General features: G+C 69.1%; 18 protein-coding genes. 9 read left to right on the top strand and 9 right to left on the bottom strand.

What is annotated here, in order from left to right:
- The first annotated feature begins 44 nt into the window (after positions 1 to 44).
- The gene (locus tag G6N61_RS08015) at positions 45 to 878 is read left to right on the top strand and encodes a class II fructose-bisphosphate aldolase (protein WP_163918043.1); all 834 of its coding nucleotides are present in this window, start codon (positions 45 to 47) and stop codon (positions 876 to 878) included.
- Here G6N61_RS08015 and G6N61_RS08020 read toward each other — a convergent pair.
- The gene (locus tag G6N61_RS08020; RefSeq protein WP_235887457.1) at positions 871 to 1,965 is read right to left on the bottom strand and encodes a LacI family DNA-binding transcriptional regulator; all 1,095 of its coding nucleotides are present in this window, start codon (positions 1,963 to 1,965) and stop codon (positions 871 to 873) included. The two genes, G6N61_RS08015 and G6N61_RS08020, sit on opposite strands and share 8 nt — an antisense overlap.
- A gap of 108 nt (positions 1,966 to 2,073) precedes the next feature.
- Here G6N61_RS08020 and G6N61_RS08025 point away from each other — a divergent pair, with 108 nt between their 5' ends.
- From G6N61_RS08025 to G6N61_RS08050, 6 genes are read left to right on the top strand one after another with little or no spacing between them, the layout of a single operon-like run.
- Positions 2,074 to 3,087 carry a class I mannose-6-phosphate isomerase gene (locus G6N61_RS08025; RefSeq protein WP_163918044.1) on the top strand — a complete coding sequence of 338 codons (1,014 nt, stop codon included), beginning with the start codon at positions 2,074 to 2,076 and terminating at the stop codon, positions 3,085 to 3,087.
- Positions 3,084 to 3,848, top strand: a complete 765-nt coding sequence (locus G6N61_RS08030; RefSeq protein WP_163918045.1) for an ATP-binding cassette domain-containing protein — start codon at positions 3,084 to 3,086, stop codon at positions 3,846 to 3,848. The genes G6N61_RS08025 and G6N61_RS08030 overlap by 4 nt, the downstream gene beginning before the upstream one ends.
- A complete protein-coding gene (locus tag G6N61_RS08035) occupies positions 3,845 to 4,942 on the top strand; it encodes an ABC transporter permease (RefSeq protein ID WP_163918046.1) in 1,098 nt (365 codons plus the stop codon). Before G6N61_RS08030 ends, G6N61_RS08035 begins: the two co-directional genes overlap by 4 nt.
- The gene (locus tag G6N61_RS08040) at positions 4,939 to 5,982 is read left to right on the top strand and encodes an ABC transporter substrate-binding protein (RefSeq protein WP_163918047.1); all 1,044 of its coding nucleotides are present in this window, start codon (positions 4,939 to 4,941) and stop codon (positions 5,980 to 5,982) included. The genes G6N61_RS08035 and G6N61_RS08040 overlap by 4 nt, the downstream gene beginning before the upstream one ends.
- 5 nt (positions 5,983 to 5,987) lie before the next feature.
- A complete protein-coding gene (locus tag G6N61_RS08045; protein WP_163918048.1) occupies positions 5,988 to 6,716 on the top strand; it encodes an SDR family oxidoreductase in 729 nt (242 codons plus the stop codon).
- Positions 6,717 to 6,739: 23 nt separating this feature from the next.
- Positions 6,740 to 7,036: a hypothetical protein gene (locus G6N61_RS08050; protein ID WP_163918049.1), complete on the top strand. Its 297-nt coding sequence runs from the start codon at positions 6,740 to 6,742 to the stop codon at positions 7,034 to 7,036.
- On the opposite strand, the gene G6N61_RS08055 is transcribed toward G6N61_RS08050, so the two are convergent.
- From G6N61_RS08055 to G6N61_RS08070, 4 genes are all read right to left on the bottom strand, one after another.
- Positions 7,033 to 7,944, bottom strand: a complete 912-nt coding sequence (locus G6N61_RS08055; RefSeq protein WP_163918050.1) for a haloalkane dehalogenase — start codon at positions 7,942 to 7,944, stop codon at positions 7,033 to 7,035. The genes G6N61_RS08050 and G6N61_RS08055 overlap by 4 nt on opposite strands.
- Before the next feature lie 87 nt (positions 7,945 to 8,031).
- Positions 8,032 to 9,252, bottom strand: coding sequence for a winged helix-turn-helix domain-containing protein (locus G6N61_RS08060; protein ID WP_163918051.1), 1,221 nt, complete (start codon positions 9,250 to 9,252; stop codon positions 8,032 to 8,034).
- Complete coding sequence (locus G6N61_RS08065; RefSeq protein WP_163918052.1) at positions 9,249 to 9,746, bottom strand: dihydrofolate reductase; 498 nt, start codon at positions 9,744 to 9,746, stop codon at positions 9,249 to 9,251. Before G6N61_RS08065 ends, G6N61_RS08060 begins: the two co-directional genes overlap by 4 nt.
- The gene (locus G6N61_RS08070) at positions 9,746 to 10,558 is read right to left on the bottom strand and encodes a thymidylate synthase (RefSeq protein WP_163918053.1); all 813 of its coding nucleotides are present in this window, start codon (positions 10,556 to 10,558) and stop codon (positions 9,746 to 9,748) included. The genes G6N61_RS08065 and G6N61_RS08070 overlap by 1 nt, the downstream gene beginning before the upstream one ends.
- A 41-nt stretch (positions 10,559 to 10,599) precedes the next feature.
- Here G6N61_RS08070 and G6N61_RS08075 point away from each other — a divergent pair, with 41 nt between their 5' ends.
- Positions 10,600 to 11,346 (top strand): dienelactone hydrolase family protein, encoded by a 747-nt coding sequence (locus G6N61_RS08075; protein ID WP_163918054.1) that lies wholly within the window; start codon positions 10,600 to 10,602, stop codon positions 11,344 to 11,346.
- Between the two features lie 3 nt (positions 11,347 to 11,349).
- Here G6N61_RS08075 and G6N61_RS08080 read toward each other — a convergent pair whose 3' ends face one another.
- Complete coding sequence (locus G6N61_RS08080; RefSeq protein WP_163918055.1) at positions 11,350 to 11,757, bottom strand: RidA family protein; 408 nt, start codon at positions 11,755 to 11,757, stop codon at positions 11,350 to 11,352.
- Between the two features lie 75 nt (positions 11,758 to 11,832).
- Here G6N61_RS08080 and G6N61_RS08085 point away from each other — a divergent pair, with 75 nt between their 5' ends.
- Complete coding sequence (locus tag G6N61_RS08085) at positions 11,833 to 12,747, top strand: HpcH/HpaI aldolase/citrate lyase family protein (RefSeq protein WP_163918056.1); 915 nt, start codon at positions 11,833 to 11,835, stop codon at positions 12,745 to 12,747.
- On the opposite strand, the gene G6N61_RS08090 is transcribed toward G6N61_RS08085, so the two are convergent.
- The 3 genes from G6N61_RS08090 to G6N61_RS08100 all read right to left on the bottom strand — a co-directional run bounded on the left by G6N61_RS08090 (position 12,741) and on the right by G6N61_RS08100 (position 14,590).
- Entirely contained in the window at positions 12,741 to 13,196 is a 456-nt protein-coding gene (locus G6N61_RS08090; RefSeq protein ID WP_163918057.1) for a hypothetical protein, read from the bottom strand. The two genes, G6N61_RS08085 and G6N61_RS08090, sit on opposite strands and share 7 nt — an antisense overlap.
- An 89-nt stretch (positions 13,197 to 13,285) precedes the next feature.
- Positions 13,286 to 14,113 carry a DJ-1/PfpI family protein gene (locus G6N61_RS08095; RefSeq protein WP_163918058.1) on the bottom strand — a complete coding sequence of 276 codons (828 nt, stop codon included), beginning with the start codon at positions 14,111 to 14,113 and terminating at the stop codon, positions 13,286 to 13,288.
- 75 nt (positions 14,114 to 14,188) lie between these two features.
- Complete coding sequence (locus G6N61_RS08100; protein ID WP_163924675.1) at positions 14,189 to 14,590, bottom strand: flavodoxin family protein; 402 nt, start codon at positions 14,588 to 14,590, stop codon at positions 14,189 to 14,191.
- Positions 14,591 to 14,608 lie beyond the last annotated feature (18 nt).

Consider the following 14,608-nt stretch of genomic DNA (forward strand, 5'->3'; position numbering starts at 1 on the left):
AGACACGCGAACGTCGGTGAGCACCACCGGGAGGGATCGTCGACATGCCCCTCGCCCGTACCGCCGACCTCGTCGCCGAAGCGCAGCGGGCAGGCACCGGGATCGCCGCGTTCAACGTGATCACCCTCGAGCACGCCGAGGCTATCGTCGACGGTGCCGCACTCGCCGGACGCCCGGTGATCCTGCAGATCAGCGAGAACGCCGTGAAGTTCCATCGCGGCCAGCTGCGCCCGATAGTCGCCGCCGCCGCCGCAGTGGCAGCCGAGGCCCCGATTCCGGCATCGATACACCTCGACCACGTGGAGGACGTGCGACTGCTGCACGCGAGTGCCGACACCCCCGTGAGCTCGGCGATGTTCGATGCCGCCGCGTTGGAGTACGACGCCAACGTCGAGGCCACCCGGTCCGCAGCCGACTGGGCCCACGCACGAGGGATGTTCCTCGAGGCCGAACTCGGCGAGGTCGGCGGCAAGGACGGCGCGCATGCCCCCGGGGTGCGCACGGACCCGGCCGAAGCGACTGCCTTCGTCCGAGCCACCGGCGTCGACGCCCTCGCCGTGGCCGTCGGCAGCTCGCATGCGATGGCGACCCGCGTGGCGCGCCTGGACTTCGACCTGATCGCACGGCTGTGCGAGGCAGTGCCGGTACCCCTGGTGCTGCACGGCTCGTCCGGCGTCGCCGACGACGACCTCCGCACGGCGGTGAGCGCGGGGCTGGTGAAGATCAACGTCGGCACGTTGCTCAACGTCCGCTTCACGCAACGGGTTCGGGACTACTTGAGCGCCGACGACGCAGTCACCGATCCGCGGAAGTACCTGGCGCCGGCGCGCACCGCGATCGCCGACGCCGTCGCCGAACTCCTCGAGGTCATCAGCTGACGGCCGGCCGGGCCTTCCCTGCCACGCCGCCGTGTCCGCAGGCTGGTTCCGCCCCTGGCAACGCGCACGACTCCCGGGTCACCAGGGACACGGGCAGGACGGTTCGCCGACGGAGCTTGCGCGCGGGCTGATCCAGCCGCGTGAACAGCCGGTCGACGGCGAACCGTCCCATCGCGTCGCCGTCCTGATGGATGACGGTGACGGCCGGGGTCAGCGCCGCTGCCGTCGGGAAGTCGCCGAATCCGACCAAGCCGACGTCGGTGCGCCGCAGTGCTCTCAGCACCGTCAGCAGCGACACCGTGCAGCGCGCATTGGAGGAGAACACGGCGGTCGGTGGGTCGCGCGTCTCCAGCATCCGCGCCAACGTGGGAGTGAGCGTGTCGACGTCGACCTCACCCAGGTGCGCGAGGTCCCTGCGCCGCGGTAGCGCCGCACCGTCGAGTGCCCGTTGCCAGCCCTTGAGCCGTCGCTGGCCGGTCCAACTGTCGTCGCCGACGAACGCGATGCTGCGATGTCCGTGGCCGATCAGGTGCCGGGTCGCTGCCTCGCCACCGCCGACGTCGTCCTGGACGACGGCATCGGCCGTCAGCCGTGCGGGTTCCCGGTCGGCGAACACCAGGGGCGTGCGCGCCTGCCATGGTCGCAGGTACGACATGTCGTGGCCGACCGGGCAGATGATCATCCCGGTGACCTGACGCTTCAGCACCGCTTCGATGGATCGCTGCTCGTGCGAGGGCTCCCAGCCGACGCCGGTCACGATGACCGCGACGCCCCGTCGACTCGCCTCGCTCTCGACGGCGCCAATGATGCTGGCGAAGAACGGATCTGCGACGCCGGGTACCGCGACGCCGATGGCGGCGTCCCGCCCGGCCCGAAAGCTGACGGCGAGCGAGTTGGGTACGTACTGGAGCTCGGAGATCGCGCGCTCGACGCGTTGGCGAACGTCTGCCGAGACGTACCGGTCGTCGTTCACCACGCGCGAGACCGTCTTGGCGCTGACCCCGGCACGCTGGGCAACGTCGCGCATGGTCGCCATCGACGTTCCCTTCTCCCGCTGGGCAGGCAGCCAGTATGTCACCGATGTCACGAGCCGGGCGGGCTCTTCGCCTGACACCGGTGACATAGCGGCGCGGGTGGCGTACTGTCGGCGCAGAACGTGACCCAGGTAACACTTTGAAGGAGGCTCCCGACGGCCGTGCAGCCGCAACTCCTACCCCCCAACGTCGTGCCGCACTGGTACGCGGGCGGCCTCGCGCTGACCGCGTGGCGCGGCATCGCGTCCGTCGGCGACCGCTCCCCCGAGGAGTGGGTGGGAGCCACCGTGGCCCGCTTCGGCGAGCCGGACCTCGGCCCGGCCCGGCTGGCCGACGGCACGTTGCTCCGCGACGCGGTACGCGCAGATCCTTTGGGCTGGTTGGGCCGTGACGACGGCGAGCCGGGCGACACCGGCGTGCTGGTCAAGTTGCTCGACGCCGGCCAGCGACTGCCGGTGCACGTGCACCCGACCAGGGCGTACGCGTCGCGGCACCTCGGCTGCGCCTACGGCAAGAGCGAGGCGTGGTACGTCTTGGCGGCCGAGGAGAACGCCGCGGTGTGGCTCGGCTGGCGCGAGGACGTCGACCCGGCTCGGCTGTCGGAGTTGGTCGACGCCCAGGACGCGACGGCCATGTTGGCGTTGATGAATCGGGTTCCGGTGCGGCCTGGCGACGGCGTGTTCGTACCCGGCGGCACGCCCCACGCCATCGGTGCGGGGATCCTCCTGGTCGAGGCGCAGGAGCCCACCGATCAGTCGATCCTGTTGGAGCACGCGGACACCGCCGCCACCGACGACGAGGCGTTCCTGGGCCTTCCCAGGGACGTGGCGCTGTCGGCCGTCGACACCCGGGCCACACCCGACGTCACCCAGCTGACGCGACACGCGACGGCCGGCAGCGGAACGACTGCCGTGCTGCCCGACGAGGCCCTGCCGTACTTCCGGATGGAGCTGCTGACACCGGGTTCCGCCGTCGCGGCGGGATTCGCGGTGGCAGTGGTGGTGTCGGGTTCGGGAACGCTGACGTCCGAATCCGGCGAACCGCTCGACGTCGCACGCGGACAGACCCTGGTGGTCCCCGCCGCGTCCGGTGACTGGCACGTCGTTGGCGACGTCGGGTTGCTCGTCTGCCGGCCGGGCACCACCTGGCCGCCGATCACGAAAGGCTGGACGTGAGCACACTTCTCGAGGCACGGAACCTCTCGCGCGGGTTCGGGCACGTCCGGGCGTTGGACGGCGCGGACTTCGACGTCGACGCCGGCGAGGTCGTCGGGTTGATCGGCGACAACGGAGCAGGCAAGTCCACGCTCATCAAGGCGCTGTCGGGCAACCTCGACCTCGACGACGGCGAGATCCTCTTCGAGGGCACGCCGGTGCACCTGTCGTCCCCGCGCCGGGCCGAGGAACTCGGCATCGAGGTGGTGTATCAGGACCTCGCGCTCGCCCCGCATCTGAACCCGGTGCAGAACGTGTTCCTCGGCCGCGAGATCCCGCACCGCGGAATCCTCGGGCACCTCGGGTTCATGGACGAGAAGGAGATGCGCCGCAGGGCTTCCGAGTCGTTCGCCGACATCGGGGCAACGGTGCGGTCGCTGTCGTCCCCCGTCGGCGCGATGTCCGGTGGCCAACGCCAGGGCATCGCCATCGCCCGTGCCATCGCGTGGGCCAAGAAGGTGCTCATCCTCGACGAGCCGACGGCGGCGCTCGGAGTCGTGCAAACCAAGAACGTCCTCGACTCGATCAAACGCGTTCGCGACAGCGGGATCGCGGTCGTCTTCATCAGTCACTCCATGCCCCACGTACTCGAGGTGTGCGACCGCATCCAGGTGCTGCGGCTCGGCAAGCGGGTCGCCACCTATCCCGCGCGGGACACGTCGGTCGAGACGTTGGTCGGGGCGATGACCGGTGCCCTCGACGCGAAAGAGGGTGCTGCATGAGCACGTTGGCGAACCACCCCGCCGTCGTCAGCGGTGGCGACGACGGGTCCGAACCGTCGGAGTCGGTGCTCAAGCGCATCCTCGGGTTGCAGGCGTTCTGGATCCTCGGCGTGCTCGTCGTCATCTGCGCGTGCTTCACCGTCCTCGCCGGGGACCGGTTCCTGTCGGCGGGCAACTTCTCGCTCATCTCGCAGAACGTCGCGGTGTGGGCGGTGCTCGGCGTCGGCATGACGTTCGTGATCATCACCTCGGGGATCGACCTGTCGGTCGGATCGGTGCTGGTGTTCTCCTCGGTGGTGTCCGCCAAGGTGATGGAGTCGATGGGCGGCACCGGGATCGGCGTGGCGGCCGCGGGGATGGTGGCGGCCGTCCTGGGCGGTCTGGCCTGGGGCGTCTTCAACGGCGTTCTCGTCGCCGTCGCCAAGGTGCCCGCGCTCATCGTCACGCTCGGCACCCTGTCGATCGCGCTCGGACTCGCGCAGGTGCTCACCGGCGGCATCGACATCCGGTCGGTGCCCGACGAACTCACCGACTTCAGCGTCTACACCAAGATCCTCGGCGTCCCCGGTCTCCCCTTCATCGCACTGGTGATCATCGTCGTCGGCGCAATCGTGCTGCACAGGACCAGGTTCGGCCGCTACACCTACGCCATCGGATCCAACGAGGAAGCCGCCCGTCGCACCGGCATCAAGGTGACGCGCCACCTCGTGTCCGTCTATGCGCTGGCCGGCACGCTGGCCGGCATCGGCGCCATCCTCTCGCTCGCGCAGTTCGGTACCACCACCATCGCCGGGCAGTCGCTGACCAACCTCAACGTGATCGCCGCGGTCGTGATCGGCGGTACGTCGATCTTCGGCGGCCAGGGCACCATCTTCGGCACCGTCGTCGGACTGTTCATCCCCGCCGTCCTGCAGTCGGGATTCGTCATCATCGGCGTGCAGCCGTTCTGGCAGGGCGTCGCAGTGGGTTCGGTGTTGATCGCCGCCGTCTACGTCGACCAGTCACGCCGCGCCGCCGCCATGCGCGGAGCACGTTCCTCAGGCCTCCTCAGACGCAGAAGGTCCCCGAGTTCCAATCGAAGGGAGAAGCAGTGAACCGTAACCGGGCAAGGCTGATGGCGGGGGCATTGGGCGCGTTGGTGCTCGTCCTACCGTCGTGCACGTCGTCCAAACCCGAGTCGGCGCCGTCGGGTGAGTCGACCAGCGGTGCGGCGGCCGCCGCTGCCGCCACCACCGTCACCGCGCCCGCCAAGGCGAGCAAGGACTACGACATCCAGTTCCTGCAGGGCGTGACCGGCGACCAGTTCTACATCACGATGCAGTGCGGCGCACAGGAAGAGGCCGCGAAGCTCGGCGTTCGCGTCACCACCCAGGGCCCGCAGAAGTTCGACCCGACGCTGCAGAAGCCGATCCTCGACTCGATCATCGCCAGCAGGCCGGATGCGCTGCTGGTCGCCCCGACCGACGTCCAGGCCATGCAGCAGCCGCTGCAGCAGGCGGCCGACGCGGGCATCAAGGTGGTGCTCGTCGACACCACCACCGAGGACCCGTCCTACGCGGCATCGGAGATCGCCAGCGACAACGAAGGCGGCGGCCGGGCGGCGTTCGACGCGATCAAGGCGCTGCGTCCCGAGGGCGGCAAGGTCATGGTCATGAACATCGACCCGGGAGTCTCGACGACCGACGCACGCGCGAAGGGATTCGAGGAAGCCGTCAAGGCGGACGGCAAGTTCCAATACGTCGGGGTGCAGTACAGCCACAACGATCCCGCGACCGCCGCGCAGCTCATCGGCGCCCAGCTGCAGAAGGATCCCGATCTGGTCGGCGTGTTCGCCACCAACCTGTTCTCGGCCGAGGGGTCGGCGACCGGGGTCAGGCAGGCAGGCAAGAGCGGACAGGTGCAGGTGGTCGGCTTCGACGCGGGCCCCAACCAGATCAAGGCGCTGCGCGAGGGCACCGTGCAGGCGCTCGTCGCCCAAGATCCCGGGCTGATCGGGAAGTTCGGCGTCGACGAGGCGGTCACGGCGCTCGACGGCGGACAGAACACCAAGAAGGTGCAGACCGGGTTCACGATCATCACGCAGGAGAACCTCGACGGTGACGGCGGCGCGGCGGCCTACAGGTCGAACTGCTGAGCGGCATGAGCGACTTCACCGGACGCGGCGTGCTGGTGACGGGGGCGAGCGGTGGCATCGGAGCGGCCACCGTCCGCTGGCTCGTCGCTCAGGGCGCGACGGTGTACGCGGGCGGCCGGGACCCGGAGAAACTCGGCAGGCTCGCAGACGAGACGGGCGCTCATCCAGTGCCCTTCGACCTCGCGTCCGCCGACGAAGTCCGGGAGGCGGTCTCGCCGCTTGAGTTGTGGGGCGTGGTGAACTGCGGAGGCTTCGGTGGCGAGATCGCCACGCCGCAGGACACCGACATCGAGGTGTTCGACACGGTGATGAGCATCAACGCCCGCGGCAGCCTCCTGGTGATCAAGTACGCCACACCGGGAATGATCGCCCGTGGTCGTGGCGGGTCGATCGTCAACGTGTCCAGTCAGGCGAGCCTGGTGGCGCTGACCGGCCACATCTCCTACGGATCGTCGAAGGCCGCACTGGACAACATCACCCGGGTGGCGGCGCTTGAGTTGGGCCGCTACGACATCCGCGTCAACAGCGTGAACCCGACCGTCGTGATGACGGAGATGTCCGAGTACTACTGGGGTCGGCCCGACGTCGGCCCGCCGTTCCTGGAGCAGATGCCGTTGGGGCGGTGGGCCACCGAGGACGAGATCGCCGGTCCCATCAGCTTCCTGCTCGGCGACGACGCTTCGATGATCACCGGCGTCAGCCTGCCGATCGACGGCGGGTACACCTGCCGGTGACCAGTAGGGAGTAAGCAGGAGCCATGAACCTTCACGAAGCGCCCGGACGCACCGAACGGGACCGCGCCGCCACGACTTCCGGCGTGTTCGGCGAGCACTACGAGATGGCCGACGGATCGATCGCGATCCCGGTGACCAAGCCGGTCGGCGTGTTCGTCGTCAAGGACGGCAAGCCGGTGTGGGAACCGGCCGTCGACGCCACCCGCGTCGCGATGCTGGGGATACTCGTCGGTCTCGTCTCGGCCACGTTGGCCGGGATCGCGATGGTGCGCCGCCCGCCGTGGCCCGAACTGCACGGCGACGTGTCCAAGCGGAGCTAGCGGGGCGTCGACCGCACGAATTCGACGACGGCGGTGGCCAATTCACGCCCCTTGTCCTCCTGCAGGAAGTGACCACCGCCTTCGATCGTCAACTCCGGTTGGCCCTTGGCCCCCGGGATGAGCTTGCGCAGGACGGCGTCCGCGCCGGCGGTTATCGGATCCGAATCCGAGAAGGCGCACAGGAACGGTCGGTCGAACCGGCTCAACACCTCCCACGCCGCCCGGTTCGCCGGAGCAGCCGGGTCATCGGGGTTCGTAGGCACCAGCAACGGAAACTGCCGGACGCCTGCCTTGTACGTGTCATCCGGAAACGGCGCGTCGTATGCGGCTATGACGTCGGGTGGCAGCGATGACACGCATCCGCCGTCGACGATGCGGCCGACGGGGAACTCCGGAGTCTCCTGGCTGAACCGCTGCCATGCCAGGAATGCCTCGCCAGGATGGTGGTCGCCGGTCGGAAGCATCGTGTTCGCGGCGACGACCCGCGCGAAGCGCTCGGGATGCTCACCGACCAGCCGGAGTCCGATGAGTCCACCCCAGTCCTGGCACACCAAGGTCACGTCGGTGAGTCCGATCGTCTCGATGGCCGACCACGTCCAGTCGACGTGCGCGGCGTACGTGTAATCCTCGCGGCGGGTCGGCTTGTCGCTGCGGCCGAAGCCCACCAGGTCAATCGCTACTGCGCGCAGGCCCGCCTCGACCAGCACGGGAATCATCCAGCGGTAGAGGTAACTCCACGACGGCTCACCGTGCAACAGCAGCACCACCTGACCGTCGCGGGGCCCTTCGTCGAGGTAGTGCATGCGCAGCACGCCCCCGTCTCCCGACCCGACCTCAAGGTAGTGCGGCGGGAAGGGAAAGTCGGACAGGCCTGCGAATCGCTCGTCGGGTGTGCGCACTACGTCCACGTTCGGCTCCCTCGCGTCGGTGAGATGGCTCGAGTCTGCCGTAGCACCGCGTTCTCCGACGGGATCACCGCGGATGTAATAGCGGCGTCAGAGCGCGGCGCGCAACGCCGTCACCAGGTCACCCCGTTCGCCCACGACGACATCCGACAGCCCCAGCCACGACGCCATCGACCGCAACTCGACGGCCAGTGCGGTCGCGACCCGAACCGGGTCGCGACCCGGTTCGGTGAACGCGCCGACGACGTGCAGCGCCGTCGATCCGTCGGGGCGGTTGCGCTCGGCCTTGAGGTCGACGCGACCAACCAGGTGCCCGTCGAGCAGGAACGGCCATACGTAGTACCCGAACTGACGCTTCGCCGCCGGGGTGTAGATCTCGATGCGGTAGTGGAAGCCGAACATCCGCTCGACGCGCGGCCGGAAGAAGATCAGCGGGTCGAACGGGCACAGCAGCGCGGTGCCGCGGTCCCGCCGCGCGACGGTCTGGCCGGCGCGCAGGTACGCCGGAACGTCCCAGCCCTGCACCTCGACCGGCTCGAGTTCGCCCTCGGCGACCAGTGCCGCGACCGCGGGCTTGCTCTGCTTCGGGTTCAGCCGGAAGTAGTCGCGCAGGTCGGTCTCGGTGGCCACGCCCAGTGACGTGGCCGCGCGCAGCACGAGTTCGCGTACCGCCTCCTCGTCGTCGACCTCGCGGGCGAGCACCTCGGGTGGGAGCACCCGTTCGGTCAGGTCGTAGTGACGGGCGAAGCCGACGCGCGTGGCGGTGGTCAGCACACCAGCCGACCAGAGGGCCTCGGCCAACCACTTCGTCTCGCTGCGATCCCACCACGGACCCTTGCGGCCGCGCGGTTCTGACTCCAGGTGCGCTTCGATCTGTCCGGCCGTCGACGGCCCCAGTTCGGTCACCGCGGCGACGACGTCCTCGGCGAGCTTGGCGTTGTTGCGCACGATCTCCCGCCCCCACCGGCCGTGCTCGTACTCACGCATCCGGAACCGCATCAGCGGCCAGTCGTCCACCGCCATCAGCGCGGCCTCGTGCGCCCAGTACTCGACCAGCAGCCGAGGTGACCGGGCGCTGTGGCTCCACGCCGACCGGTCCAGCACGTCCCGGTCGTAGGGCCCCAGCCTGCTGAACACCGGCGCGTAGTGCGCGCGCACCGCGACCGACACCGAATCGAGTTGCAACACCTGGATGCGCGAGACGAGCCGGCGCAGGTGGGCGCGGGTGACCGGGCCGCTGGGCTTGGGCTCGGCGAAGCCCTGAGCCGCGATCGCGGTGCGGCGGGCAGCATCGGCCGTCAGTCGCGTCATGCCCGCACGTAGGTGGAGAACCGGTACCGCAGGCCGGCTGCGCTGGTCAGCCACTCGCCGTCGGTCCGGGTCCACTGCTCGTCGAGTACCGGCGCGACCGCGTCGCCGTCCTCGCGAGGCAGATCGACGTCCACTTCGGTCACCTCGCACCGCGTGGCCAGCGGCAGGGCCAGCGCATAGATCTGTGCGCCGCCGATCACCCAGGTCTCCTCGTCCGCCGCGTACCGCGGGTCGAGTGCATCCGCCAGGTCACCCACTACCGTCGCACCGTCAGCCACGAAGTCAGACTGCCTCGTGACTACGACATTCCGACGGCCCGGCAGCGGCCGCACCTTCGCCGGCAGCGATTCCCACGTCAGCCGGCCCATGACCACGGCGTGCCCCATGGTCACGTCCTTGAAGCGGGCCTGGTCCTCGGGGAGCCGCCACGGGATGCCGTTGTCGCGACCGATCACTCCCGACGTCGACTGGGCCCAGATGAGGCCGACGCCCATTACACCGCCACCGGCGCCTTGATCCCTGGATGCGGATCGTAGTTCACGACGGCGATGTCCTCGTAGACGTAGTCGAAGATCGAATCCCTGGGCGCGAGAACGAGTTCCGGGTAGGGCCGGGGGTCGCGACTGAGCTGGAGCGTGACCTGCTCGACGTGGTTGTCGTAGACGTGGCAGTCACCGCCGGTCCAGACGAACTCGCCTACCTGCAGTCCCGCCTGCGCGGCCATCATGTGGGTCAGCAGCGCGTAGCTGGCGATGTTGAACGGCACGCCGAGGAACAGGTCCGCGCTGCGCTGGTACAGCTGGCAGGACAGCTTGCCGTCGGCGACGTAGAACTGGAAGAACGCGTGGCACGGCGGCAAGGCCATCTGTGGGATCTCGCCGACGTTCCATGCCGAGACGATGTTGCGACGGCTGTCGGGGTCACGCTTCAACAGCTCCAGCGACGCGCTGATCTGATCGATGTGCTCCCCGGACGGCGTCGGCCAGGACCGCCACTGCACGCCGTAGACCGGCCCGAGATCGCCTGTCTCGTCGGCCCATTCGTCCCAGATCGTCACACCGTGCTCGTGCAGCCACGAGATGTTCGAGTCGCCGCGCAGAAACCACAGCAGTTCGTAGACGACCGACTTGAGGTGCACCTTCTTGGTGGTGATCAGCGGGAAGCCGGCCGCCAGGTCATAGCGCAGTTGGTGACCGAAGAGGCTCCGCGTCCCCGTCCCGGTGCGGTCGGCCTTGGCGACCCCGGTCTCGAGGACCAATCGCAGGAGATCCTCGTACGGGGTGGGAATCGGCGCTGCGGTCGGCACTCGGTCAGCTTACGTCCACCTCCCAGGAGTAGAACGGACACATGCCGACGATCAACGACGTCATCACCACCCCCGACGGAACCTGCCAGGTCACGCTGAGCACGCCCGACGGCGACGCTTCCAGCGGCCCGTGGCCCGGCGTGGTCATGTACCCCGACGCCGGTGGCGTCCGGCAGACCTTCGTCGACATGGCCGAACGCCTCGCCGCGCTCGGGTACGCCGTCCTGGTGCCCGACGTGTACTACCGCGACGCGGGCTGGGAGCCGTTCGACATGGCGACGGTGTTCAGCGACCAGGGCGAGCGCAAGCGCCTCTTCGGGATGATCGCCAACGTCACCCCCGAGATCATGGCGCGCGACGCGGCGGCGTTCTTCGACTACCTCGAGTCCCGGCCGGAAGTGCGCGGCTCGACGTTCGGCACCACCGGGTACTGCATGGGCGGCCGCACGTCGCTGATCGTCGCCGGCCGGCTGCCCGAGCGAGTGGCGGCGGCGATGTCGTTCCACGGCGGCGGCCTCGCCTCCAACGACGACGACAGCCCGCACCTGCTTGCCGACGCCATCCGCGCGACCGTCTACGTGGGCGGCGCGACGGACGACGGATCCTTCACCCCCGAGCAGGCCAAGACGCTGGACGAGGCCTTGACCGCGGCGGGCGTCGAGCACGAGATCGAGACCTACGACGCCGCACACGGTTTCGCGGTGCCGGACAACGGCCCCTACGACGAGGCCGCGTCCGAGCGGCACTGGCAGGCGATGGAGCGGGTCTTCGGCGCGAACCTGCGCTAGCGGTCAGTCCAGGACGGCCGTCGCCTCGATCTCCACCAGCAGATCCGGTTCGGCGAGCGCGGCGACCCCGATCCCCGTCAACGGCGGCGCGTGGTCGATGCCGAGAGCCGTCATGGCGCGCTCCCTGCCCTCGACGAACGAACCCATCTTCTCGGGCGTCCAGTCGACGAGGTACACCGTCAGCTTCGCCACGTCCGCGAACGTGGCGCCCACGCCTGCGAGCGCGCTCGCCACGTTGAGGTAGCACTGCTCGACCTGAGCGGCCAGGTCGCCGCCGCCGACCACTGCCCCGTCGGCGCCAGAGGCCACCTGTCCTGCGACGAATATCAGCTTCGACCCGCTCGCGACCGCCACGTGGTGGTACAGCCCGTTGTCCGGCACTCCGTCGGGATTCACCAGGTTGATCGGCATGTGTCATCAATAGCGCGGCGGGCCGCGGGTGGCAACGTTTTGCCCAGGCGAGGCCCGGTAGGCGACGATTGGCGCGTGTACGACCAAGCCTTCTCAGAATCCGACCCCAGCGCCCCAGGGTTTCGCATCGACCCGGTGCTGGCCCGCAGTTGGCTCTTGGTCAACGGTGCGCAGTTCGACCGCTTCGCTCCGGCCGCGCATTCACGCGCGGACATCGTCGTGCTCGACATCGAGGACGCGGTGGCGCCGAAGGACAAGGCGGCCGCCCGGGACAACGTGACCCGGTGGTTGGCCGACGGCAATTCGGACTGGGTGCGGATCAACGGGTTCGGCACGCCGTGGTGGGCCGACGACCTCGCGATGCTCGACGGCACGTCGATCGGTGGCGTCATGCTGGCGATGGTCGAGTCGGTCGACCACGTCAGCGAGACCGCGAAGCGGCTACCCGACGTACCCATCGTGGCGCTGGTCGAGACGGCCCGCGGACTCGAGCGCATCACCGAGATCGCCTCGGCCAAGGGCACTTTCCGTTTGGCGTTCGGCATCGGCGACTTCCGCCGCGACACCGGCTTCGGTGACAATCCCGCGACGCTGGCCTACGCGCGGTCGCGATTCACGATCGCCGCCAAGGCCGCTCACCTGCCGAGCGCCATCGACGGGCCCACCGTCGGCTCCAGTGCGCTGAAGTTGAGCGAGGCGACGGCGGTGTCGGCGGAGTTCGGCATGACCGGGAAGATCTGCCTGACGCCGGACCAGTGCCCCACCGTGAACGAGGGCCTGTCACCGTCGCAGGAAGAGATCAGCTGGGCCAAGGAGTTCTTCGCGGAGTTCCAACGCGACGGAGGCGAGATCCGGAACGGGTCCGACCTGCCCCGCATCGCCCGCGCCAACAAGATCCTGGATCTGGCCAAGGCCTACGGGATCCACGAGTCGGAGTTCAGCGACGACCCCGATCACGCGCCCGCACCGTCGGACACCTACCACTACTGAGGGTCGTCGCTGCGGACCACCGAGCGGAGCGCCCGGACGATCCCGCGGGTGGCGTAGAGACCCGCGGCGAACGACACGATGATCATCACGATGAACATCAGCAACCAGTTCGCGCGGCTGTGCGGCACGTTCCACCACACGATGGTGAACAGGATTCCGCAGAGGAACAGCACGATGTCGCGCCAGTTGCCCTGATACGACAGAGCGACCTCGCGCATCGTGCGGTTCCGGTCGACGCCGTCGATGATGTCGTCGACCCGTAGGTCGATGACCCGCTGCAACTCGGCGCGGCGCTCCACCTGATCGGCAGGCAGGCGCTCCAGCAGGTCCATGTCCTGCTTGATCAGTCCCCGCAGGTCGGGTCCACGCAGATTGCCTGCCACGACGCCGAGCAGCGCGCCGCCTGCGATGGGAGCGCCTGCCAGTGCGAGTTCGGCGAATCCGGGCATGGGTCTCCTCGGTCAGTTCCTGATCTTGGAACCGTAGCGAAGTGACGTCCCGATCGGGGCCAGTCGGCGATGGCGAACGGCGGCCTACGTCACCGGCACCCGGACCGCACGACGCACCTTGTCGACGAACGCCGTGCCGAAGGCCTCGGCCGAGTACGGGTCTTGACCGGTGATGAGTTCGCGATCCTCGACGACCTTGCTGCCCATCGGCAGTCTCGTCTGCTCGATCCGCGCGCCGCGCGAGCCGAGCAGCGTGTCGGGTCGTCGGGGAGGCGACCGTGGAACCGTCGGGCCACGGGAACCGACGACAACATCGTGTCGACCACCGTCTTGAAGGCGGTCATCCGATAACCGTCGTAGATCCAGCGGCCGTCGTCCTCCGGTGCAGCGGCAAGTGCTGCGGGCGCATGGCAGATGAGCCCCGTCGTGCGCCCGCGATCGTGGAAGGAGCGCAGCACGGCACCGAAGTCGGCGTTCGGCTGGTCACCGGCGAAGGCGTCTCGGCGCAGCAGATCGACCAGCGGCGCGTGTCCCCCGGGAACGAACAAGGCATCGAACGTCTCGAGGGCGGCGGCGTCGGCCGCAACCTCCGCCAACGGTCTCGGACTACCCAAGCCGAGGTCGAGCAGACGGGCGTAGCTGGCGAACGCCTCGTCGCGCTTGACCCGCGACAACCCGAAGTACATCAGGCTGCACGAGGTGCCGTCGATCGTGGGCGCCCGGCCGCCGGGTGCCGCGAACGACAGCTCGAAGCCGGCGTCGAGCATGGCATCGGTCGGGTGAACCAGTTCGCCCAGATAGGTCCCCGTGGGTTCGTCGCCGCCGTCGCGCAGCGGTATCCGGTTGGCCGCCGACACGACCACCAGTACTCGTGCCGGGGCTCCGGGCGGGGTGGGGGTGACGTCGTGCACGGTCATCGTGTTCCTCGGGCTCGCATCGGGTTTCACTACCCGTCGGCGCCGATGCGAAACGCGAAGTAGCGCAGCGCGCCTTCAGCCCATCAGCCCGGCGGCCACCGTCGCACCGAGGTTCCAGCACGCGTCGACGTCCGGCTTGGTCGGCTTGCCCGAGACCACGACGGTCTCCGCCGCCTTCACCCAGCCCAGCCCGGCGGTGATGCCGTCGATCGCGCGCTCGGCTCCCTCGGTCCCCTCGTTGCCGTGCATGAAGACGCCGAACGGCCGCCCGCGCGTCGAGTCCAGCAGCTGGTAGTACGACTGGTCGAACGCGTGCTTGAGCGCACCGCTGAGATAACCCAGGTTGACCGGGGTGCCCAGCACGTAGCCGTCGGCCTGCAACATCTCGACCGGCGAGACCGTCAGCGCCGGGCGCCGCAGCACCTCGACGCCCTCGATCTCGGGGTCGGTCGCCCCGGCCACCACGGCTTCGAACATCTCCGCGCAGTGCGGCGA

Origin of the sequence: Mycolicibacterium arabiense, assembly GCF_010731815.2 — a bacterium.
In the GTDB taxonomy this organism is placed as follows: Bacteria; Actinomycetota; Actinomycetes; order Mycobacteriales; family Mycobacteriaceae; genus Mycobacterium; species Mycobacterium arabiense.

Excerpts from the sequence above, each read along its gene's own strand:
- G6N61_RS08015 (WP_163918043.1), top strand. The coding sequence starts at position 45 with ATGCCCCTCGCCCGTACCGCCGACCTCGTCGCCGAAGCGCAGCGGGCA.
- G6N61_RS08035 (WP_163918046.1), top strand. The coding sequence starts at position 3,845 with ATGAGCACGTTGGCGAACCACCCCGCCGTCGTCAGCGGTGGCGACGAC.
- G6N61_RS08045 (WP_163918048.1), top strand. The coding sequence starts at position 5,988 with ATGAGCGACTTCACCGGACGCGGCGTGCTGGTGACGGGGGCGAGCGGT.
- G6N61_RS08050 (WP_163918049.1), top strand. The coding sequence starts at position 6,740 with ATGAACCTTCACGAAGCGCCCGGACGCACCGAACGGGACCGCGCCGCC.
- G6N61_RS08060 (WP_163918051.1), bottom strand. The coding sequence starts at position 9,252 with ATGACGCGACTGACGGCCGATGCTGCCCGCCGCACCGCGATCGCGGCT.
- G6N61_RS08065 (WP_163918052.1), bottom strand. The coding sequence starts at position 9,746 with ATGGGCGTCGGCCTCATCTGGGCCCAGTCGACGTCGGGAGTGATCGGT.
- G6N61_RS08075 (WP_163918054.1), top strand. The coding sequence starts at position 10,600 with ATGCCGACGATCAACGACGTCATCACCACCCCCGACGGAACCTGCCAG.
- G6N61_RS08080 (WP_163918055.1), bottom strand. The coding sequence starts at position 11,757 with ATGCCGATCAACCTGGTGAATCCCGACGGAGTGCCGGACAACGGGCTG.
- G6N61_RS08090 (WP_163918057.1), bottom strand. The coding sequence starts at position 13,196 with ATGCCCGGATTCGCCGAACTCGCACTGGCAGGCGCTCCCATCGCAGGC.
- G6N61_RS08095 (WP_163918058.1), bottom strand. The coding sequence starts at position 14,113 with ATGACCGTGCACGACGTCACCCCCACCCCGCCCGGAGCCCCGGCACGA.
- G6N61_RS08100 (WP_163924675.1), bottom strand. The coding sequence starts at position 14,590 with ATGTTCGAAGCCGTGGTGGCCGGGGCGACCGACCCCGAGATCGAGGGC.